Origin of the sequence: Glycomyces sp. L485 (assembly GCF_022548875.1) — a bacterium.
Taxonomy (GTDB): Bacteria; Actinomycetota; Actinomycetes; order Mycobacteriales; family Micromonosporaceae; genus Glycomyces.
On record NZ_JAKZEW010000038.1, the window covers coordinates 16,153 to 36,034 of the forward strand.

At 68.9% G+C, this 19,882-nt stretch carries 17 protein-coding genes and 1 pseudogene; 8 read left to right on the forward strand and 10 right to left on the reverse strand.

What is annotated here, in order from left to right; translation table 11 throughout:
* Nucleotides 1-129: 129 nt before the first annotated feature.
* The gene (locus L0U85_RS16320) at nt 130-1,038 is read right to left on the reverse strand and encodes an EamA family transporter (RefSeq protein ID WP_241378819.1); all 909 of its coding nucleotides are present in this window, start codon (nt 1,036-1,038) and stop codon (nt 130-132) included.
* Between the two features lie 131 nt (nt 1,039-1,169).
* Between L0U85_RS16320 and L0U85_RS16325 the strand changes: the two genes are divergently transcribed.
* Nucleotides 1,170-1,673, forward strand: coding sequence for a MarR family transcriptional regulator (locus tag L0U85_RS16325; protein WP_241378820.1), 504 nt, complete (start codon nt 1,170-1,172; stop codon nt 1,671-1,673).
* A gap of 152 nt (nt 1,674-1,825) precedes the next feature.
* Here the strand turns inward: L0U85_RS16325 and L0U85_RS16330 are convergent, their stop codons facing one another.
* Entirely contained in the window at nt 1,826-2,749 is a 924-nt protein-coding gene (locus L0U85_RS16330) for an MBL fold metallo-hydrolase (protein WP_241378821.1), read from the reverse strand.
* Between the two features lie 368 nt (nt 2,750-3,117).
* On the opposite strand from L0U85_RS16330, the gene L0U85_RS16335 reads away from it, so the two are divergent.
* The 4 genes from L0U85_RS16335 (at nt 3,118) to L0U85_RS16350 (ending at nt 7,141) form a co-directional block, all read left to right on the forward strand.
* Nucleotides 3,118-4,098, forward strand: coding sequence for a sugar-binding protein (locus L0U85_RS16335; RefSeq protein WP_241378822.1), 981 nt, complete (start codon nt 3,118-3,120; stop codon nt 4,096-4,098).
* Between the two features lie 97 nt (nt 4,099-4,195).
* The gene (locus tag L0U85_RS16340; RefSeq protein ID WP_241378823.1) at nt 4,196-4,558 is read left to right on the forward strand and encodes a YciI family protein; all 363 of its coding nucleotides are present in this window, start codon (nt 4,196-4,198) and stop codon (nt 4,556-4,558) included.
* Nucleotides 4,559-4,567: 9 nt separating this feature from the next.
* Nucleotides 4,568-5,839, forward strand: a complete 1,272-nt coding sequence (locus L0U85_RS16345; protein ID WP_241378824.1) for an RNA polymerase sigma factor — start codon at nt 4,568-4,570, stop codon at nt 5,837-5,839.
* A 183-nt stretch (nt 5,840-6,022) separates the two neighbouring features.
* Nucleotides 6,023-7,141, forward strand: a complete 1,119-nt coding sequence (locus tag L0U85_RS16350) for an LPXTG cell wall anchor domain-containing protein (protein WP_241378825.1) — start codon at nt 6,023-6,025, stop codon at nt 7,139-7,141.
* A gap of 85 nt (nt 7,142-7,226) precedes the next feature.
* Here L0U85_RS16350 and L0U85_RS16355 read toward each other — a convergent pair whose 3' ends face one another.
* From L0U85_RS16355 to glnA, 3 genes are all read right to left on the reverse strand, one after another.
* Nucleotides 7,227-7,538: an AzlD domain-containing protein gene (locus L0U85_RS16355; protein ID WP_241378826.1), complete on the reverse strand. Its 312-nt coding sequence runs from the start codon at nt 7,536-7,538 to the stop codon at nt 7,227-7,229.
* Nucleotides 7,535-8,191, reverse strand: coding sequence for an AzlC family ABC transporter permease (locus tag L0U85_RS16360; protein ID WP_241378827.1), 657 nt, complete (start codon nt 8,189-8,191; stop codon nt 7,535-7,537). The genes L0U85_RS16355 and L0U85_RS16360 overlap by 4 nt, the downstream gene beginning before the upstream one ends.
* 131 nt (nt 8,192-8,322) lie before the next feature.
* Nucleotides 8,323-9,747: a type I glutamate--ammonia ligase gene (gene glnA, locus L0U85_RS16365; protein WP_241378828.1), complete on the reverse strand. Its 1,425-nt coding sequence runs from the start codon at nt 9,745-9,747 to the stop codon at nt 8,323-8,325.
* Nucleotides 9,748-9,991: 244 nt separating this feature from the next.
* Between glnA and L0U85_RS16370 the strand changes: the two genes are divergently transcribed.
* The gene (locus L0U85_RS16370) at nt 9,992-10,429 is read left to right on the forward strand and encodes an RDD family protein (RefSeq protein ID WP_241378829.1); all 438 of its coding nucleotides are present in this window, start codon (nt 9,992-9,994) and stop codon (nt 10,427-10,429) included.
* Here the strand turns inward: L0U85_RS16370 and L0U85_RS16375 are convergent.
* Nucleotides 10,417-11,757, reverse strand: a complete 1,341-nt coding sequence (locus L0U85_RS16375; RefSeq protein ID WP_241378830.1) for an NYN domain-containing protein — start codon at nt 11,755-11,757, stop codon at nt 10,417-10,419. The genes L0U85_RS16370 and L0U85_RS16375 overlap by 13 nt on opposite strands.
* Nucleotides 11,758-11,886: 129 nt before the next feature.
* Here L0U85_RS16375 and L0U85_RS16380 point away from each other — a divergent pair, with 129 nt between their 5' ends.
* Nucleotides 11,887-13,023 carry a glycosyltransferase family 4 protein gene (locus L0U85_RS16380; RefSeq protein ID WP_241378831.1) on the forward strand — a complete coding sequence of 379 codons (1,137 nt, stop codon included), beginning with the start codon at nt 11,887-11,889 and terminating at the stop codon, nt 13,021-13,023.
* Between the two features lie 4 nt (nt 13,024-13,027).
* Here L0U85_RS16380 and L0U85_RS16385 read toward each other — a convergent pair whose 3' ends face one another.
* The 3 genes from L0U85_RS16385 to L0U85_RS16395 are packed head-to-tail and all read right to left on the reverse strand — an operon-like array spanning nt 13,028 to nt 17,280.
* Nucleotides 13,028-13,699 (reverse strand): response regulator transcription factor, encoded by a 672-nt coding sequence (locus tag L0U85_RS16385; RefSeq protein ID WP_241378832.1) that lies wholly within the window; start codon nt 13,697-13,699, stop codon nt 13,028-13,030.
* Entirely contained in the window at nt 13,696-15,474 is a 1,779-nt protein-coding gene (locus L0U85_RS16390; RefSeq protein ID WP_241378833.1) for a GAF domain-containing sensor histidine kinase, read from the reverse strand. The genes L0U85_RS16385 and L0U85_RS16390 overlap by 4 nt, the downstream gene beginning before the upstream one ends.
* Before the next feature lie 9 nt (nt 15,475-15,483).
* Complete coding sequence (locus L0U85_RS16395) at nt 15,484-17,280, reverse strand: long-chain fatty acid--CoA ligase (RefSeq protein WP_241378834.1); 1,797 nt, start codon at nt 17,278-17,280, stop codon at nt 15,484-15,486.
* Between the two features lie 357 nt (nt 17,281-17,637).
* Here L0U85_RS16395 and L0U85_RS16400 point away from each other — a divergent pair, with 357 nt between their 5' ends.
* Complete coding sequence (locus L0U85_RS16400; protein ID WP_241378835.1) at nt 17,638-18,594, forward strand: ROK family glucokinase; 957 nt, start codon at nt 17,638-17,640, stop codon at nt 18,592-18,594.
* Between the two features lie 171 nt (nt 18,595-18,765).
* On the opposite strand, the pseudogene L0U85_RS16405 reads toward L0U85_RS16400, so the two are convergent.
* Nucleotides 18,766-19,882, reverse strand: a pseudogene (locus tag L0U85_RS16405) (hypothetical protein); the annotation flags it as partial.

The window sequence follows — 19,882 nt, forward strand, 5'->3', positions numbered from 1 at the left end:
AGATCCTGGCCGAGGAGTTCCTGGAGCCGCTCGGCATAGCGTGACCGATTGGGGCGGGATCTGCTTCGGATCGAGCCGTTCGCGGCCGCGTAGAGGGAGCGAAAGGCTCGATGCCGGTCTCGGGTCAGGTCAGATTCGGACGAGTTCGGGGCGGGGAGCCGGCTCGGCCGGTCGGGGGCGGCGGAGCTTGACCTGGAGTTGCGCCGCCACCGTGGCGGCCAGGGCAACGACGAAGCCCGCCGTCTGCCAGACGGTGAAGGTTTCGCCGAGCACCAGCCAGCCGACGAACGCGGCCGTGAGCGGCGCGAACAGCCCCAGGAAGCTCAGCGGCACCACCGACAGCCTCCCGATGCCCCTGAACCACAGCCAGTAGCCCAGCGCCGTGTTCACCAGGCCCAGGTAGACGTATCCGGCGACATTGGCGCCTGTGAAAGCGGGCAGGCCGCCTTCGAACAGGAACGCCACCGGCAGGAGCAGCAGGCCCCCGGCCGTCAGCTGCCAGCCGGCCAGCGCCGCCGGGCCGGCCCCGCGCGGCAGTCCCCAGCGCTTGGTCAGCACGGTCGAGGTCGCCATCGAGACCGCGCCGCCGATACCCGCGATCACCCCGATCGTGTCGAGCCTGGCTTCGGCTGTCAGCACCACCAGGCTCACGCCCGCGACTCCGGCCAGGCCGAGCAGCCAGGTGCGCAGGCGGACATTCTGGTTCAGGATGAGGATCGTCGCCCCGGCCGTCGCCAGCGGTCCTACGGCAGCGGCGACCGCCGCGACCCCGCCTGGGAGCCGGTATGCCGCCAGGAAGAGCAGGGCGAAGAAGGCCGCGATATTGAGTGTGCCGATGACGCCGGCCTTCCACCACCATTCGCCTCGCGGGAGTCTTCGTGCGAAGAGCATGAGCAGGAGCCCGGCCGGGAGCGCCCGCAGCAGCGCGGTCAGCATGGGCCGGTCCGGCGGGAGGAACTCGGTGGTCACCAGGTACGTGGTGCCCCACATGGCGGGGGCCAGGGCGGTCAGGACGATGTCGCGGGCGCGGGTGGCCATGGGGTCGCCTCCAGGTAGCTTGACTATAAGTAGTTTATCGTCAAGCTACTTGATATCAAGATACTTGGCCGCGAGTTACATCACGACGAGGTACTTCAACAACGTTCTGGCTGGTGGGACACAATGTCCCCATGACAGAAGACGCGGTCGACCGCATAGTCGAGCAGTGGCACCGGGAACTGCCAGAGCTCGAACTCGAGTCCATGGCCACCTTCGGGCGCATACACCGCGTCTCCCAGAACCTCAGCGCGCGCCTGGCCGCGACCTTCGCCGAGCACGGCATCGGCCGCACCGAGTTCGACGTCCTGGCCAGTCTCCGCCGCTCGGGCGAGCCGTTCGTGCTCTCGCCCAAGCAGATCAGCGCCAGCCTCATGCTCTCCTCGGGCGGGCTCACCGGCCGCCTCGACAAGCTCGAACGTGCCGGGCTCATCGAGCGGCTCCCCGACCCCGACGACCGGCGGGGCCTGAAGGTCCGCATGACCGATGCGGGAAGGACTGCGATCGAGGGTGCCGTGCGGGCCGCCCTGGAGGTCCAACGCGAGGCGCTCGCGGTACTGAACCAGAAGGAGTGCGAGGAACTCGGAGCGCTCCTGCGCAAGCTCCACGCCGGATTCGAGGATCAGCCGTTGGGTTGACCGCCCTTTCGACGTACGCCTCCGGCTCCGCCTGCAGGATCGATGTCCCGGTCGGCGGCGAACGCCGTGTGGACGTGGTCGCGGAAGACTTCGCCGAAGCGGTTGAGGTGCTCGACGGTGGGCCGCTGCCCGGCCTGCCGCAGGCACTTCGTCTATTCGCCGTCGGCGTCCACGATGCAATCGGTGGCGTCGTAGACGTGGACGGGCGCCCACGGGGCCTGCGCCGAATCGGCCCGCGCGGGCGGTTCGGGAACCGGCGACGGGAGCGGTGGCGAGGAGAGGAGCCGGCCGCGTTCGATCGCGGTGCGCATCGTCTCGGAGTCGAAGGGGGCGTTCTCGGCGGCCTCGTCGGCCGAGATCAGGCCCCTGGCGACTTCGCCGCACAGCCTCGCCACCTCGGCCATGTCGCGGACCCGGCTCCTGGCCCACCGGTAGTCGGCCGGGTCGCCGTGTCCGGGCACGACCGCCTTCGGCCTCCAGCTCAACAAGGGCTCCACGGCCTGCGGCCAGTGGTAGGGGAAGGCGTCGCCGTAGGCGGGCGGAGCACCGTTCTCCAGCAGGTCCCCGGCGAACAGCACGCCCGCGTCGGGGACCTCGACGGCCATGTCGTTGTCGGAGTGCGCTGGGCCGACCTGCCGCAGCACCACGGTCCGCCCGCCCAGGTTCAGCCCGATCGAGCCGGCCACGCGGCGGTTCGGCGGGACCAGCCGGGAGCGCTCGATGCGCCGTGCGGCTTCCTCGCGGCCCTCGCGGCGGTACTTCGCGGCCCAGGTCTTGCGCTGAGCGTCGCCCGCGCCGATGTACCGGGCGCCGTCGGCGGCAGCCCAGATCGCGGACTCTCCGAACGCGGAGGTCCCGAACCAGTGGTCGAAGTGGTCGTGCGTGTAGGCGATCTGCCACGGCAGGGGCGTGAGCTCGCGGATCGAGGTGGCGAAGTCGTGGCCGTGCTCGGCGTCGACGCCGGTGTCGACGACGAGGCAGCAGTCGTCGCCGACGACCAGTCCGAGCGAGAGGTCCAGCTCCTCGCAGCGCCGGACCCACACTCGGTCGGCCAGCTCCATCCAACGGTCGCCCATGCGCGCAATCGTATTCGGCCTCGTTCCGGCGCCGAGTGCCGTGCCGCCATCGGGCGGGGCGGGTGTGACTCCATGACGCCCTGCGGTCGGTCGAAGTGTTCTGTTCGGCACCGCCTGTGATGAGCAGATTTGCCCGGATATTATGCAACGATTCGATCACGGCATGAGCCGGTGGTTGCGAAATCGGTTCGTGTAAGTTTCCAGGTGAAGCGCCGCCCCATTCTGCACGAAGGAGTACCTTCCCCATGCACCTCAGTCGCCGCCGCCTGCTGTATGGATCGGCAGGTGTCGCAGCCGTATCAGTGGCCGGATGCTCGGCGGGCGAGGAATCTGCCCAGCTCACCGGTTTCACCGGTATCTCGATGCCCATGACCTTTTCCGAACGCTGGGTGATCGAGGGGGAGTACCTCCAGGACCACCTCGAGGGCCTCGGGTACCGGGTCCTGCTCGAGTACGCGGACAACGACCCCGAGATCCAGGTCGAACAGATCCAGGCGATGGTCGACGCGGGGGTGGAGTTCCTCATCATCGCCGCGGTCGACAACCGCTCGCTCGGCAGCGTGCTGGCCGAGGCGAAGGACAAGGGCGTCACCATCATCGCCTACGACCGCCTCATCCTCGACACCCCCGACGTCGACTACTACGTGTCCTTCGACAACTACGAGGTCGGCGTCCTCCAGGCCAAGCACATCATCTCGCGCCTGGGCCTGGAGGAGGACGATGACGCCGGGCCGTTCAACGTCGAGCTGTTCTCCGGGTCCCTCGACGACAGCAACTCCGAGTACTTCTTCCTCGGTGGCCTCGACACGCTGGAGCGCTACACCTACGAGGGCCGGATCAACATCGTCTCGCAGGACACCGAGCAGGCGCGGACCGCGACGCAGGGCTGGGACGGCGCGGTCGCCGAGAAGCGGATGACGAAGCTGCTCGAAGACCACTACGGGGACGAGCCGCTGCACGCCGTCCTGTCACCGTACGACGGCATCAGCCGCGGGATCGTCGACGCGCTCGCCGAGGCGGACTACCGGCCCGGCTCCGACGACTTCCCGATCATCACCGGCCAAGACGCCGAGGCCGCCTCCGTCAAGGACATCCGGGACGAGACCGGCCAGACCCAGACCGTCTTCAAGGACACCCGCAGCCTCGCCGACGTCGCGATCAGCATGGTAACCGCGATCATGGACGGCGACTCCCCCGAGGTCAACGACCTCGGCACCTACAACAACGGCTTCAAGTTCGTGCCGGCCTTCCTGTTGGAGCCGGTCAGCGTCGACAGGTCGAACTGGGAAGAGGTGCTGATCGACAGCGGCTACCTCGCCGAGGAGACGGTCGACGAGGCCGAGGGCTAGATTCTTCGGATTCTTTCTCGACCGAGATGTCGATTCGGCTCCTTCCCGATCGACCTAGGAGTATCAAGGCCGAGAACGAACGAGAAGGAGCAAGGCCATGCGTTACCTCATCAACGTGGTCCACGAGGGTCCGATCGACGAGCAGTCCGTGCCCGCCGAGATGTACGAGGCGATGGGCGGCTTCGTCGCGAAGCTGGCCGCCGACGGCATCCTCATCGACGGCGCCGGGCTGGAGCCGACTGAGAAGGCCACCCGGGTCAACCTGCGCGACGGCGAGGTCAAAGTCGTCGACGGCCCCTTCGCCGAGGCCAAGGAATGGGTCGGCGGCTACTTCCTCGTGCAGTGCCGGGGCCAGGACGAGGCAGTCGAGATCGCAAAGCACTCGATCGAGCTGCACCGCAAGCACGTCCCGGGCATGAACGTCGTCCACGAGGTCCGCAGGATCATCGACGAGGAGTAGGCTCGCCGCATGGTCGAGCGAGTCGACGGCGTTCACCGGACGGTCGAGGCGGTGTGGCGGACGGAGTCCGCCAGGATCATCGCAGTGCTCGCCAGAACCGTGAACGACGTCGGCCTCGCCGAGGACCTCGCCACCGACGCCGTCGTCGCCGCGCTTGAGCAGTGGCCCGCCGAGGGCGTGCCCGACCGGCCCGCCGCCTGGCTCATGGTCACCGCCAAGCGCCGCGCGGTCGACCGCATTCGGCGCGACCAGAACCTCAAGGGCAAGTACGAGCGCATCGCCCGACAGCTGGAGGCCTCCGGCGAAGGCGAGGACCCGATCGCCGAGGCGGACGCCCAGCTCGATGACGATATCGGCGACGAGCTGTTGCGGGTCGTCTTCTGCGCCTGCCACCCGGTGCTGTCGCCGGAGGCCCGCGCCACCCTGACTCTCAAGGTCGCCGCGGGACTGACCACCGGCGAGATCGCCCGCGCCTACCTCACCGGCGAGTCCACCGTCGCCCAGCGCATCGTGCGCGCCAAACGCAGGCTCGCAGCCGCGGGAGTGACCTTCGAGGCCCCGTCGGCCGCCGAGTTCGGCGAGCGGTTGGAGGCGGTCCTCGAGGTCGTCTACCTGGTCTTCAACGAGGGCTACACGGCCACCAGCGGCGACGACCTCATGCGCCCCCAGCTGTGCGAGGACGCCCAGCGGCTCGCCCAGCGACTGACGGTCTTGCTGCCCGACCAGCCCGAGGTACTCGGGCTGGCCGCGCTGCTCGACTTCCAGGCCTCGCGCTCACGGGCCCGCACCGACTCGGGCGGCGACCCGGTGCCGTTGCCCGAACAGGACCGCGCGAAGTGGGACGGGCTGCTCGTCCGGCGCGGCCGGGCGACCCTCCACCGCGCCGGCGCCTGGGCCGACCGCGCCGGTTCCTACGTTCTGCAGGCCGCGATCGCGGCCTGCCATGCGCGCGCCGCGAAGGCCGAGGACACCGACTGGGTGCGGATCGCGGGCCTGTACTCCCGACTGCTGGAGGTCCAGCCTTCTCCGGTGGTCGCTCTGAATCGCGCGGTGGCCTTCGGGATGGCCTTCGGTCCCGAGCGAGGTCTGGCCATGGTGGACGAGGTCGCCGACCTGCCCGCTCTGAAGGGCTACCACTTGGTGCCGGCAGTGCGCGGCGAGATGCTGGAACGCATGGGCCGCAGGTCAGAGGCGAGAAGTGAATTCGAACACGCCGCCGAACTCACTGACAACTCGCGTGAAAAGGGACAGTTGTCTCGCCGCTGCGGAGAGCCTCAGTAGTTCCCTCTGATCCCTTGCGCCACTTGAGTTTCACGGTAGCGCGAGTTATTCAATCGTTATGCGACCTTCGCTCGTGTTCTCGCGTGTCTGATTGGTACGGTGCCTAAGCGGATCGGCTCTCTGCCCCCGACCGCGCATGGCCCCTCCAATCCCCATTGAGCAATGCCATCACTTAGGAGAATCATGAACCGTACCCTTCAGCGGGTGCTGGGACTGGCCGGGAGCGTCGCCCTCGGCGTCGTCGGTGCAGTCGCCATCGGGTCGGCCGCTCAGGCCCACCACACCACGGTGAAATCGAGCACCGATTGCGACGAGGACAGCTGGACCGTCTCTTGGTCCGTTGAGGACTGGAACTGGAAGGACTGGCCCCGTTTCAGAAACGTCGGCGCCGGTGAGATCACCGCGGTTACTCCGAGCAACCCTGAAGTCCCGCTCGAAGGCGACATCGCCGTCGACGCCGAGCTGCCCTACCCCGGTGAGGGCGTGCTCACCGCGACCCAGACCTTCAGCAACGACGTCGACAACGCGACGCTGGTCATCGACGGCGTCTGGCCGAACGGCGAGTTCGGCACCGGCAAGGGCGAAGCCACCCGACCGACCGAAGGCTGCGAATCGACCGAGGATCCGACCCCGACCCCGACTCCGGCGCCCGAGGCCTGGGCTGTCAGCGATTGCTTCGGCATCGCGGTGACCGCCGTCAACACCTCCGATGTGCTCGCCGAGTTCACCCTCACTCCTAGCACGGGCGATCCCGTCACCCTCACTCCCGAAACCGATGAGGAATTCAGGGAGCACTTCGCGGTGGACGACCCGGAGGCGGGCCTGACGGTCAGCGTCACCGCTGACGGCCAAGAGATCAGCGTCTTCGAATGGGATGGCGGAACCGACTGCGAGAGGGGCGCCGTCTACGACACCTGCGAGGGTCTCGAATTCGAACTGTCCGTCCCCGAGGGCGGCGTCGAGTCCACCTACACGCTGACCCCGTCCGAGGGCGACGAGGTCGTCGTGACGCTGGCTCCCGGAGAGTCCGAGACCGTGACCTTCGTGGCCACCGGCGACGAGCTCACCGTCTACTACCTGATCGAGCAGGGCGAGAACTTCGAAGAGGGCGAGATTCCCTGGGAGAAGCCCGAGGACTGCGAAGAGGTGCCGACCGAGTCCGAGTCGCCTTCCGCCGCCCCGACGCTGCCGACCACCGGTTCGTCCATGACCATCATGGTCAGCTCCGCAGCCGCGCTCGTGGCCGTCGCCGCCGTGCTGTTCCTCATCGCGCGCCGCCGCCGTGCGGCCGCTGACTGGTAGACCGATCCTGTCTGAAGGACGCGGTTTCCAGCCGACCTGAGTTAAGGGCCCCGCGGCCGAGCCGCGGGGCCCTTTCGCATACCGCTCAGGCGACTCCGGCGAGTCGCAGCAGTGCCGTCGTGGCCGCCGCGGCCACCACGACGATCGCCAGCGGCATCCTCTTCCACGCCAGCACACCGCCGACGAGGACCCCGGCCGGCAGCGCCCAGCCCGCGAACGCGCCCTCGACCAGGAACGTCGACGTGACCGTCAGCGCCAGCAGCACCACGGTCGCTCCGGCCCTGAGCAGGGTCTCCACGCGCTCGGACAGGGTGATCCGGTTGCGCAGCAGGGGGCCTGAAAGGCGGATCAGGAACGTGCCCACCGCCAGAGCGATGATCGCCGCGAGCATCGTCATGACGTCGCCTCCTTCGGTCTCGTGCCCCGCCACATGACCACCAGACCCAGAAGCGCCAGCAGCACCGGGAGCCCGACTGGCAGGAACAGGCTGGTCACCAGGGCGATCGTCGTCCCGAGGAGACCCGCCGACAGCGTGGACCTGTCCTTCAACCCCGGGAGGACCAGCGCGAGCAGGATCGCCGGGAGCGCGGCGTCGAGGCCCAGCGCCTCGGGGTCGGCGATGAACCGGCCCGCGACGGCGCCGATGACCGTACCGAGGTTCCAGACCACGAACAGGGTGATCCCGACCGTCCAGTACGCCGCCTTGGCGCGGCGGCGGTCCTCCCCGGCGGCGAGGGCGAACGCGGTGGTCTGGTCGATGAGCAGGTGCGTGCCGAGGATCTTGGATCGCAGGCTGGTCCAGTACAGGCCGCCGACCGCCATGCCGTAAGGGATGTGCCGCATGTTGAGGATGAGCCCGGCCGCGACACCGGCGAGCAGGCCGCCGCCGGTGGTCATGATGCCGAGCGTCGCGAACTGGGAGGCTCCGGCGAACACCAGCACCGACATCGCCGTCGACTGCCACCACGGGACCCCCTGGGCGGTTGCGATCGCCCCGAAGGAGGCGCCGACGATGAGGATGCCCGCCGCCAAGGCTGAAATGTCGCGCACCAGATCGGGTCCGATTGCGCGGAGGAACTTTGATGGAGCCACCGGGAGAGTATGCCCCGGTCACTCCTGCTCGACCAAACGCGAAGGGGCGCGGCCGGTGCGAAACCGGCCGCGCCCCTTGGAGCTGCGTTCTACACCTCGTAGTAGAGGTCGAACTCGTGCGGGGTCGGGCGCAGACGGATCGGGTCGATCTCGTTCTCGCGCTTGTACTCGATCCACGTCTCGATGAGGTCGGGCGTGAACACGCCGCCCTCGGTGAGGAAGTCGTGGTCGGCCTCAAGGCTGTCGAGCACCTCGTCGAGGGAACCCGGCACTTGCTCGATGTCGCCGTACTCCTCCGGGCCCAGCTCGTACAGGTCCTTGTCGACCGGCGCCGGCGGCTCGATCTTGTTCTTGATGCCGTCGATGCCGGCCATGAGCATGGCCGAGAACGCCAGGTACGGGTTGCTCGACGGGTCCGGCACGCGGAACTCGACGCGCTTGGCCTTCGCGTTCGAACCGGTCACCGGGATGCGCGTGCAGGCCGAGCGGTTGCGCTGCGAGTACACCAGGTTGACCGGCGCCTCGAAGCCCGGCACCAGGCGGCGGTAGGAGTTCACCGACGGGTTGGTGAAGGCCAGCAGGCTCGGGGCGTGCTTGAGCAGGCCGCCGATGTAGTGGCGGGCCATGTCCGACAGGCCCGCGTAACCGGTCTCGTCGTAGAACAGCGGGTCGCCTCCGGCCCACAGCGACTGGTGGGTGTGCATGCCCGAGCCGTTGTCGCCGAACAGCGGCTTGGGCATGAACGTCACCGTCTTGCCGGCCTGCGTGGCGGTGTTCTTGACGATGTACTTGAACTTCTGGACGTCGTCACCGGCGTGCAGCAGCGTGTCGAAGCGGTAGTTGATCTCGGCCTGTCCGGCGGTGCCGACCTCGTGGTGGGCCCGCTCGATCGTCAAGCCGCCCTCGATGAGCTTGGTGACCATCGTGTCTCGCAGGTCCGCGAAGTGGTCGACCGGGCCGACCGGGAAGTACCCGCCCTTGTGGCGCGGCTTGTAGCCGAGGTTGCCGCCCTCCTCCACGGCGCCGGTGTTCCACGCGCCCTCGATGGAGTCGACGTGGTAGAACGCCTCGTTGGCCTTGGTGTCGAAGCGGACCGAGTCGAAGATGTAGAACTCGGCCTCGGGGCCGAAGTAGGCGGTGTCGGCGATGCCGGTGCCGGCCAGGTACTGCTCGGCCTTCTTCGCGATGTTGCGCGGGTCGCGGCTGTAGGCCTCGCGGGTGAAGGGGTCGTGGATGAAGAAGTTGAGGGCGAGGGTCTTCTGCTCGCGGAACGGGTCGATGAACGCGGTGGCGACGTCGGGGAGCAGGAGCATGTCCGACTCGTGGATCTCCTGGAAGCCGCGGATCGACGAGCCGTCGAAGGCGAGGCCGTCCTCGAGGAGGTCGGCGTCGAACGAGGCGGCCGGCACGTTGAAGTGCTGCATCACGCCGGGCAGGTCGCAGAAGCGGACGTCGATGAACTTCACATCGTTGTCACGGACGTATCCGAGGAGCTCTTCTGGGCTGGAAAACACGAAGGTGTTCCTCTCGGTAGGTATGAAGCTAAGACATGGCTCGCATGTTTCGCCATGGCGGGGCACCGACGTCGCTGTCGACACCGCAGGTATTAAGCGAAACGCTAACCGCGATCAGTTGCCTCAGCGTAAATCAATTGTTTCGCACGTGTTACTTGACGCGCATGACATGGGATTGAATTGACCGAACCCACTGCTCAGGGCACCAGCAGAGAGGATGGGCAGCGGCCCGTACACTCGCGCCATGACGACCGAAAACAGCGGCGCCCCAGACGGCAGGGCCCCCTCCGGCCACGACCTCGCCAGTCTCAACGCACGCTTCGTCGCGCTGTTCTTCGACTGGGTCGCCTGCCTGGTGTTCATCTACACTCTCAGCTGGCTCGGCATGCTCAGCCCCGATCCCTTCCTCCAGACGCTCTACCCCGGGGCGCTGTTCATCGCCTACTACACCTTCTGCATGGCCGTCGGGACCCAGAGCCTCGGCATGGCCGTCGTGCGCATCGCATGCGTCTCGGCCGCCACCGGCGACCGGCTCGGCTTCGGCCGCTCGCTGATCCGCGCCGTCCTGCTCTCGCTCGTGCTCCCGGCGCTCACCGCGCTGGCCGACCCCTACCACCGCGGCCTCCACGACCGGGCCGCCGGTTCGGTCATGCTGAAGTCCGCAAGCGATCAGCCGCGCTGAAGCCGCCTGACCAGCATCGGCGACGGGACCGCGTAGGCGCCGTGGCGACGCGACCGGTCGGCGACCTCCCGATCCGAGGAGACGACGACGACCGGTCGGCCCTTCGGCTCGACCCTGGCCAGGTCCACCACGACGTCGTCGGCGATCTCGCCCTTGGCGCTGAACAGCACCCGCACGCCGCGGGCGCTCGGCTTGGCCCCGAAGATCGGGTCGGCGCCGTCGAAGACGACGGTGATCTCCGCGTTCGTCTGGGCGGCGAGCGCACCGAGGCCCTGCACGAGCCGGTTGCGCTGCTGCTCCAGCGTCAGCGTGTCGCCCCAGGCGCTGATGGTGACGTTGTAGCCGTCGACGATGAGGTGCGGGTTCGGCATCGACAGCAGGTGGTCGAGCCGCTGCGGATCAGTCTGGTCCAGTCCGCGTGAGCCCTCGACCTCGCGCGTGTCCGGTTCGGCGCAGCGCTCCTCGGCGACGTAGTCGGCGGGGCGCTCGGCGACGGGTTCGAGGCCCAGCTCGCGCCGCAGACCCGTCGCCGTCCCCGACAGGGTCTCCATGAGCAGCCACAGCCGTGAATCGGCGAGCCGGTCCGCTTCGCGGTCGACCCGTCTGAGCTCCTCCAACTGGGTCCGCAGCGATGCCGCCTCGGCCTCCAACCGGCGCCGTTCGGAACGGCGCTCGGAGTCTGCCTGCTTGATGCGGCCGCGTTCGGCCGCGAGGTCGCCGGCGGCCTTCGCAGCTCGTTCATCGGCCTCCCGCAGTTCCCTTCGGGCCCGTCGCAGGTCCTCTTGGAGGCGCGCGGCGGCGGACCGCTGGTCGGACAGCGCCCCGCGCAGCTTCTGGATTTCCTTGTCGGCCGAGGCGAGCCGCCGCTCCAGCTCCTCGCCGGCCGTCTCCGCAGCCGGGGCCGCGGCGTCCTCGCGGACGGACTCGGCCGCCGCGGCCACCAGCGCCTGCCAGCCCTTGGGCCGCAGCAGGAAGGCGAGCGCGGCGACCTCGGCCGGGTCGGCCATCGCCGAGACCTCCCCGCCGTCGCTGATCGACCGGACCAGCGGCGTATCGGTGGAGTCGAGGACCTCGCCCAAGCCCGAACGGAAGTCGTCGTTGTCGGCCAGTTCGGCGGCGATGTCGCCCCTGGCGAGCTTCGCGCGCTTCGCGGGATTGAATTTCAGGTACCGTCGCAGCTTGGAGGGAACCTTCGCCGGCGGCAGCGCCGGCATGGCGGCGGCGGCGATCTCGACGGCCTTGCGGCGCACCGGGTCGCTCAGGAACACGACCGCCGGTTCGGACTCGTCGCCGTCCGGTTCGCTCGGGTCCTCGTCGCCGCTCATCATGGGCACCAGTGTGCCACCGCAGTCACAGTCCGCGTCCCTCGACCGGTGGCAATCCCCTTCCATACACCTCGGATTCCTTCGAAATCCGATCCGACATGACAGACTGGAGCGATCATGAAGGGGGTCATGATGAGCCGAACGCTGCTGGTGACGAACGACTTTCCGCCCCGCAGAGGCGGAATCCAGACCTTCGTCCACGGCATGGCGCTCCGCCTGCCGTCCGACGACCTGGTCGTCTACACCTCCTCGTCCCCCGGCCATGCTGAGTTCGACGCGTCACAACCGTTCACTGTGGTCCGTGACCGGACGTCGATGCTGCTGCCGACGCCGCGCGTCGCCCGCGCCGTCACGCAGCTGGCGCGCGAGCACCGCTGTGACCGGGTGTGGTTCGGCGCGGCCGCCCCGCTCGGACTGCTGGCCCCGCGCCTGTTGCGCGACACCGGGATCGAACGGGCCATCGCCCTCACCCACGGCCACGAGGTCGGGTGGGCCGCGATGCCCGGCACCCGTCAGGCGCTGCGGCGCATCGCCGCCTCGCTCGACGTCATGACCTATCTCGGCGGCTACACCTACCGGCGGATCGCGCCGGTCGCCGGGAATCTGACGCGTCTCGAACAGCTGACGTTCGGGATTGACACGGAGACGTTCAACCCCGAGGTCGACGGCACGCCGATCAGGGACCGGCACGGACTGGGGGACCGGCCGGTGATCGTGTGCGTCTCGCGCCTGGTGCCGCGCAAGGGCCAGGACAAGCTCATCGCGGCGCTGCCGCACGTGCGCGGGCAGGTCGGCGAGGACGTGCGGCTGCTCATCGTCGGCCACGGCCCGTACGAGGGCCGGCTGCGGTCGCTCGCGCGGCACTACGGCGTGGAGGACTCGGTGACGTTCACCGGCGGTGTGCCCGAAGGCGAACTGGCGCGGCACTTCGCGGCGGGGGACGTCTTCGCGATGCCGTGCCGCACCCGGAAGCGCGGGCTCGACGTCGAGGGGCTCGGCGCGGTGTTCCTTGAGGCGGCGGCGTGCGGGCTGCCGGTGATCGCCGGGGATTCGGGAGGCGCGCCGGACACGGTGCTGCACGACCAGTCTGGCTGGGTGGTGGACGGCCGGAACGTCGGGGAGATCGCCTACCGACTCACCAAAGTGCTCACCGACCGGCCGCTCGCGGACAAGTTCGCCTCGGCCAGCCGGGAGTGGGCGTGCAGCGAATGGACCTGGGACCGCCAGGCCGGCCGGCTCGAGGCGATGCTCTACGGCGAGACCGTGTAGGCCCCTAGAACTTCGGCTGGTCCGGGGCCTCCAGCAGGCCGAGCTTCAGCGCCGTCATGAGCGCCTGCGCGCGGTTGCCGGCGCCCAGCTTCTCGTACAGCTTCGAGATGTGGGTCTTCGCGGTCGACTCCGACACGTACAGCTGCTTGGCGATCCCCGCCACCGACAGGCCGTCGGCGAGGAGCTTGAGCACCTGCGACTCCCGCGGCGACAGCTGCGGGCCGGTCGGGGTGAGCCGGCGCTGCATCGCCTCGGCCAGGTCCGCGGCGCTGAACGCCGTCGGGTTCGCCGCGGCGTGGCGCGCCGCCGAGACCACGTCGTTCGCAGGGGCGCTCTTCGGCACGAACGCGCTGGCGCCCGCGTCGAGCGCTCCGAACAGCTGGTCGTCGCCGGCGTACATCGTCAGCACGACGATGCCCATGTGCGGGTGCGCCTTGCGCAGCTTCCTCGTGGCGTCCAGTCCGGAGCCGTCAGGGAGGCGCAGATCCATGATAACGACGCTGGGCATCAGCGACGCGGCCTGGCGCAGGCCGTCGCCGGCAGTGTCGGCCTCGCCGACGACCTCGAACTCGGGGTCGCGGTCGAAGGCGTGCCGAAGGCCCTTTCGGATCAGATCGTGGTCGTCGACGATCAGGACCGTCGTCTGACTGTTCGATTCAGGCGCGTCAGCGTTCATCTCTCGTCTCTCTCCTCATTGGCTACCTCGGTCCCGACGGGTCCGGTGGGCGCGGTAGTGCTCGGTTCTGTCGAAGACATGCGGTCGGCGGCGGCCCACTCGTCGGAGGCCGGATGATTCGGCGCCGTCTTCGGGGTCGGACGCGCGGAGGCGTTGAGCACCACGGCCACGGTGGTGCCGTGCGGCTGGTGGGGCCTGATCTCCAGCGAACCCCTGATGCGTTCGGCGCGTTCGCTCATGATCGCCAAGCCGTAGCGGCCCTCGGAGGCCTCGCCGATGAGCCCCTGACCGTCGTCGGTGACCTCGATGCGTGTGTACGGCGGGTCCACTTCGCAGGTGACCCACAGGTTCTCGGCCCGAGCGTGCTTTCGGGCATTGGTGATCGCCTCCTGCGCGATCCTCAGCAGCTCGGCCTCGGTGCTCGCCGGAAGCCGCGCTCCGCCTTCGTCGAGCGAGAGGTGGACCCGCAGTCCCGCGGAGGCGCCCACAGTACGAGCATAGTCCGCGATCGCGGACGCCAGTCCTCCCTGACGGTCGACGTTCGAACGGAGCTCGAACAGCGAGAAGCGAAGCTCGGTGACGAGCCTGGTGACTTCGCTGCGGAGGTCCTCCAGCTCCACCGACGCCTCGCCGGCATCCGGCGGCAGGACCGCCATCGCGTTGTCGATGCCGTAGCCGAGCATCGCCAGCTCCTGGGCGATCCCGTCGTGGATCTCGCGGGCGAGCCGCTGGCGCTCCTCGGTCGTCGCCATCGACCTGACGTCCTCGAACAGCAGCGCGGTCTCCAGCCTGAGGGCGGCGCCCTTCGTCTGCTCCTCGGCCGCGGTGATGGCGTCGGCGTCGAACGCCGCGGGGTCGTCGGACTCGATCGCCACGAGGCCGACGGTGCGGCCCTCGGCGACGAGCGGGATCACCAGGGACGCCACCGCGGCTTGCGTGGACCGCGACAGCGGCAGCTGCCCGGCCTGCGGTTTCTGCCCGGCCCAGGCGTCGGCCAGGAGTGTGTTCAACTGCGGGGAGGTCTCCCAGTCGACGCGTTCGTCTGCGTGCTGGGAGAGCACGACGAGGCGCCGTCCCGAGGACGCGGCCAGCACCGCCGCCCGGTCGGCGCCGGGGAGGCGCACGACGGTGTCGACCAGTTCGGTGGCGATCCCGCCGGGGTCCAGCGTGGCTCCGGGGAGTTGGCGCGCGACGACGCGCAGCTGCGTCAGCAGGGCCGCGGCCTCGGCGTACGGCAGCTGCGAATGGCTCAGGTCCGAGCGGCGGGAGCGGCGCAGCCACCACGCGCCCACCACGGAGGCCATCCCGAAGGCCAGAGCGACGGCGACGGTCGTGATGTAGGTGCCGCGGTCGAACGTCGACAGGCGAGGTGTCTGCACGACCAGGCCGACGGCGGCGAGCGCGACGAGCGTAGGCGGCCCCCACGCGCGGAGCCAGGCGTACCGGCTCGGCTCGGCCGGTCCGGCCGCGTCGAACGCGGCGGTGGCGAACGGCGCGATGAGGTAGGGCAGCATCCACGCCGGGATCCCGCCGGTCGTGAGCGTGCCGAGCACGACCACGACGACCTCGGCGAGTCTCCCGGCGGGGGCCAGGACACGGTGGTGGGGGAGGACGACGCCCGGCATCGCGGCGAGTGCGAGGATCCCGCACCAGGTGGCGGCGGAGATGAATCCGACCGAGGCCCAGCCGAACACCGCGACGAGCGCGAAGAGCACCGCCCGCAGCACCACGGCCGGTAGGCGCCACTGCCGTTCGAGCACCGCCTCCTCGCTCATTCAGCCTCGCTAACCGTTGTTGTCGTACAATGCGTTGATCTCGTCTGAGTATTTTTCCATGACTACGTGCCGTTTGACCTTGGTGGACGGAGTGATTTCTCCGGCATCTTCGGTCAGCTCGACCGGTATGACCCGGAATCGCTTGATCTGCTCCGCGCGGGAGACCGTCGCATTGGCCCTGTCGACCTGGCCTTGGATCTCGGCGAGCAGGTCGGCGTCCGACGCGACGTCGGCGATGGACTCCTCGGGGTCCTTGCCGTGGCGTTCGAGCCAGTCGGGAAGCATGTCGCCGTCGAGCGAGATGAGCGAGCCGATGTAGGGCCGCCCTTCGCCGACGACCATCGCGTAGGCGATGAGCGGGTGGGAGTCCAGGACCTTCTCCATCGGCGCGGGGGCGACGTTCTTGCCCCCGGAGGTCACGATGATCTCCTTCTTGCGGCCGGTGATGGTCACATAGCCGTCGTCGTCGATCTCGGCGATGTCGCCGGTCGAGAACCAGCCGTCGGCGTCGAGGACCTCGGCGGTGGCCGCGTCGTTGTTCCAGTAGCCCTGGAAGATCTGCGGGCCCTTGGCCTGGAGTTCGCCGTCGTCGGCGACGCGCATCGCCGTGTCCGGGGTGGGCCGGCCGACCGAGCCGATCTTGATGGCGTTCTCGAGGTTCAGCGAGAGCACGGGGGACGTCTCGGTGAGGCCGTAGCCTTCGTAGATCGTCACTCCCACGCCGCGGAAGAAGTGCCCGAGCTCCTTGCCGAGGGCGGCGCCGCCGGAAACGGCGGAGGTGCATTCGCCGCCGAGCGCGGCGCGGAGCTTGGAGTAGACCAGGACGTCCCACAGTTTGTGGCGCAGTTTCAGGCCCAGCTTCATGTCGGCCGGGTTGTCCATGGCGCGGCTGTACTCCTTGGCGCAGGCAGCGGCCTTCTGGAACAGGTGCTCCTTGCCGCCGTCGACGGCCTTCTGGTAGGCGTTGTTATAGACCTTCTCGAACACGCGCGGGATGGCCAGCAGCGTCGTCGGCTTGACGACCGGCATGATCTGGGCCAGCTTGCTGCGGTCGGAGAAGTGGGCGAGGGTGATGCGCGACTCCATGCCGCCGACCTGGAGGATGCGGGCCAGGACGTGGGCGAGCGGCAGGAACATGAGCATCCGCGCGTGCTCGTGCAGGATGTTGGGGACCTCCGGCAGGACGTTGCGGATGTCGGCCAGCAGGTTCCTGTGGGTGAGCATGCAGCCCTTGGACCGGCCGGTGGTCCCGGAGGTGTAGATGATCGTGGCCAGGTCGTCGGCCTTGCGGCTGGTGCGGCGTTCCTCGATGTCGACCTCGGCGTCGGCGCCGGAGGCGGTGAGCGCCTCGACCGCGCCGTCGTCGATCGTCCACACGTGCTTGACATCGCCCGACCTGCCCTCGACGAGGTCGCGGTGCTCTGGGGCCTCGACGATCGCGGCGACGGCGCCGGAGTCGGACATGACCCATTCGGCCTGCTCGGCAGAGGAGGTCTCGTAGACCGGCACGGTGACCGCGCCGGCTGCCCAGATCGCGTAGTCGAACAACGTCCATTCGTAGCGGGTCTGCGACATCAGCGCCACTCGGTCGCCGGGCTGCACTCCGGCCGCGGCGAGGCCGCGCGCCACGCCCGCCACCTGGTCGCGAAACTCCGCAGCGGTGACGTCGTGCCAGGTCAGGCCGTCGTCGTAGGTGCGGGCGTACAGCACCGTGTCGGGATCGTTCTCAGCGGCGTCCCACAGTGACGTGAGGGTGTTGTCGTTGTCGGGCACTGTCACCACAGGGGGGACGGCGAACTCGCGCATGGGCAGGCTCCGTTCGTGTCGCCGATTTCACGGCTCTGTAAAGCGGCTCACACTCATGTTACCGACCGGTCACTTGGTCGCGAACGGCGGGACTGTGAGTTAACCCATCATGATAGTTGCAGACCGCACCTCGCGGGCCGACGGTGGCCGTCCCGAACCGAAATCCCCCGAATCCCGATCGGACCGACGCTCCGGGCCGGGACCCCGGCGACGCCGCCCGACGGCACCACCTTCCGAAAGAGGTAGGAAAAAGGGTGCTGACCACCGGCTGTGAACGTCGCGTAAAGTCATTCGTTGGCCCGCAGCGTCGCGGAGAATCCAACGAGAACGCTCAAGAACATCGCTGGAGGGACAGCAGTGAGTCTGACAATCGGGGTCGACATCGGCGGGACCAAGGTCGGCGGCGGCCTCGTCGACGAGAACGGCCAGGTCCTCGCCACGGCCCGTCGCCCCACTCCGGCGGACGACACCCCCGGCGTCATCCAAGCCGTCAAGGAAGTCGTCGAAGATCTCCGCGAGGGCCGCGACATCGAAGCCGTCGGGATCGGCGCGGCCGGCTGGATCTCCTCCGACCGCTCCACCGTCATGCTCGCCCCCAACCTCTCCTGGAAGGACGAGCCCCTCCGAGACAAGGTCTCCGAGGCGGTCGGCCTGCCCGTCGTGGTCGAGAACGACGCGAACGTCGCCATCTGGGGCGAACACAAGTACGGCGCCGCCAAAGGCGTCCGCTCCTCGGTCCTCTACACCGTCGGCACCGGCATCGGCGGCGGCATCGTCGTCAAGGACAACCTGCTGCGCGGCACCAACGGCGTCGCCGCCGAGATCGGCCACACCCGCTCGGTCATGCCCGACGGACGCACCTGCGGCTGCGGACGCACCGGCTGCCTCGAGCAGTACGCCTCGGGCCGGGCGCTGACCCAGGCCGCCCGCGACGGTGCCAAGGCCGACCCCGACCAGGCGCAGATCCTGCTCAAACTCGCCGGAGGCGACCCCGAGGCGATCACCGGCCGCCAGGTCACCGAGTCCGCCAAGCAGGGTGACGAGGTCGCGCTGGCCGCCTTCGACTTCATCGGCTACTACCTGGGCAACTCCGCGGCCGACATGGTGCAGCTCATCGACCCGGGCGTCATCATCATCGCCGGCGGCGTGATCGACGCGGGCGACCTGCTGCTCGATCCGATCCGCAAGCACTACACCGAGGCGCTGTCCAGCCGCGCGACCCTGCCGGTCGCCGAGGTCAAGGCGGCGACGCTCGGCTCGAAGGCCGGTGTCATCGGCGCGGCCGACCTGGCCCGCCACCGCACCGGCCTCTAGACGCGCGAAGGGGCCGGAAGCGCGCTTCCGGCCCCTTCTCTGCACGCAGACGTTCGCCGACGCGTTGCCCGTACAGTCTTCTCTTTTCGTGCCGCGAGTGCCCGGCACGGGGGAGGGCGGGGACCGTCCGGTCCGGGCGATCCCCGCCGCGTCATCGGCTTCGGGAGACCGTCAGCAGATGTTCCTCGAACCGTTGCCCGAGAGGTTCCAAGTGGAGTTTTCCGCGCACGGCGATTCCCTGACCGAGGTGTTGTCGACGGTCAAGGTGATGTCGGTGTCGCGGGTGTTGGGGAACTCCGAGCGGGCCGCGATGCGCACTTCGCCGCCGCCGTTGACGGTGCCGCCGGCGATCGTGTAGTTGTAGCAGTTCTCGATGAGGATCGAGTTGTTGCCGTTGTTCGCCAGGTCGACGGTGCCGATGCGGACGCCGCCGGACTGCGAGACGCAGAAGATTCCGCGACCGCCGCCGCGGGAGACGACCTTGTCGACGTTGATGTTCGTCGAGTACGAGCCGTTCGACAGCCGCCCGGCGGTGTTCGCGGTGCGGAAGGTCGCGTACCCGGTTCCGGTGGCGACGTCTTCGCCGTCGACCAGCCCGATGTTCGCGTTCCGCGTGTTGTTGAGGAGCAGGCCGGAGTAACCCGTGCTGCGGGCGACTACGGTGCCGATCTCCAGGCCGTCGATGTTCCAGGTCTCGACGCCGTGGCCGCCGGTGCCCGAGACGTAGACGTAGTCCATCGTCACGTTCGAGCTGCCGGCGTGATCGCGCTCGAAGCGGATGCCCGCGCCTCCCGAGAGGTTCAGGTTGATCTCTCCGAGGTGCAGGTTGTCGTTGCCGTAGAACCGCGTCGCGAAGTACGGGTTCCCGGTGATGTTCAGGTGCGGAATCGACACGCCCGAGGTGTTCAGCGACTCGATCGCGCCCCTGCCTCCGCGGTTTGCGGTGTTGATCGTCCCGCACCCCTCGAAGATCCGGTTGCTCGGGATCGAGATGGTGTTGGCGCCGATCGAACCGCTCGCCATCACCGACACCCGCTGGCCGTTGCCGAGCGAGTCGACGGCCGTCTGGATCGCGGCCCGGTAGTCGCCACCGGAGTAGATGGTGCTGCCGCCGTTGCGCGCGGTGTAGTTTCCGGACGAGCCGGTCACCGTCGCATCCGGCGTACCAGAACCGCAGTCGCCGTTGCCGGGGTCACCGGGGTCGCCGGGGTCATCGGGGTCATCGCCGCCGTCGACCCTGACGAGCTGGAACTGCTGGTTCGATTCGCCGCTCGGGTCGTACTGGGAG

Coding starts and splice junctions, on each gene's coding strand:
- L0U85_RS16350 (WP_241378825.1), top strand. CDS start 6,023: ATGAACCGTACCCTTCAGCGGGTGCTGGGACTGGCCGGGAGCGTCGCC.
- L0U85_RS16370 (WP_241378829.1), top strand. CDS start 9,992: ATGACGACCGAAAACAGCGGCGCCCCAGACGGCAGGGCCCCCTCCGGC.
- L0U85_RS16335 (WP_241378822.1), top strand. CDS start 3,118: ATGACCTTTTCCGAACGCTGGGTGATCGAGGGGGAGTACCTCCAGGAC.
- L0U85_RS16395 (WP_241378834.1), bottom strand. CDS start 17,280: ATGCGCGAGTTCGCCGTCCCCCCTGTGGTGACAGTGCCCGACAACGAC.
- L0U85_RS16385 (WP_241378832.1), bottom strand. CDS start 13,699: ATGAACGCTGACGCGCCTGAATCGAACAGTCAGACGACGGTCCTGATC.
- L0U85_RS16345 (WP_241378824.1), top strand. CDS start 4,568: ATGGTCGAGCGAGTCGACGGCGTTCACCGGACGGTCGAGGCGGTGTGG.
- L0U85_RS16390 (WP_241378833.1), bottom strand. CDS start 15,474: ATGAGCGAGGAGGCGGTGCTCGAACGGCAGTGGCGCCTACCGGCCGTG.
- L0U85_RS16375 (WP_241378830.1), bottom strand. CDS start 11,757: ATGATGAGCGGCGACGAGGACCCGAGCGAACCGGACGGCGACGAGTCC.
- L0U85_RS16325 (WP_241378820.1), top strand. CDS start 1,170: ATGACAGAAGACGCGGTCGACCGCATAGTCGAGCAGTGGCACCGGGAA.
- L0U85_RS16340 (WP_241378823.1), top strand. CDS start 4,196: ATGCGTTACCTCATCAACGTGGTCCACGAGGGTCCGATCGACGAGCAG.
- L0U85_RS16320 (WP_241378819.1), bottom strand. CDS start 1,038: ATGGCCACCCGCGCCCGCGACATCGTCCTGACCGCCCTGGCCCCCGCC.
- L0U85_RS16330 (WP_241378821.1), bottom strand. CDS start 2,749: ATGGGCGACCGTTGGATGGAGCTGGCCGACCGAGTGTGGGTCCGGCGC.
- L0U85_RS16380 (WP_241378831.1), top strand. CDS start 11,887: ATGAGCCGAACGCTGCTGGTGACGAACGACTTTCCGCCCCGCAGAGGC.
- L0U85_RS16355 (WP_241378826.1), bottom strand. CDS start 7,538: ATGACGATGCTCGCGGCGATCATCGCTCTGGCGGTGGGCACGTTCCTG.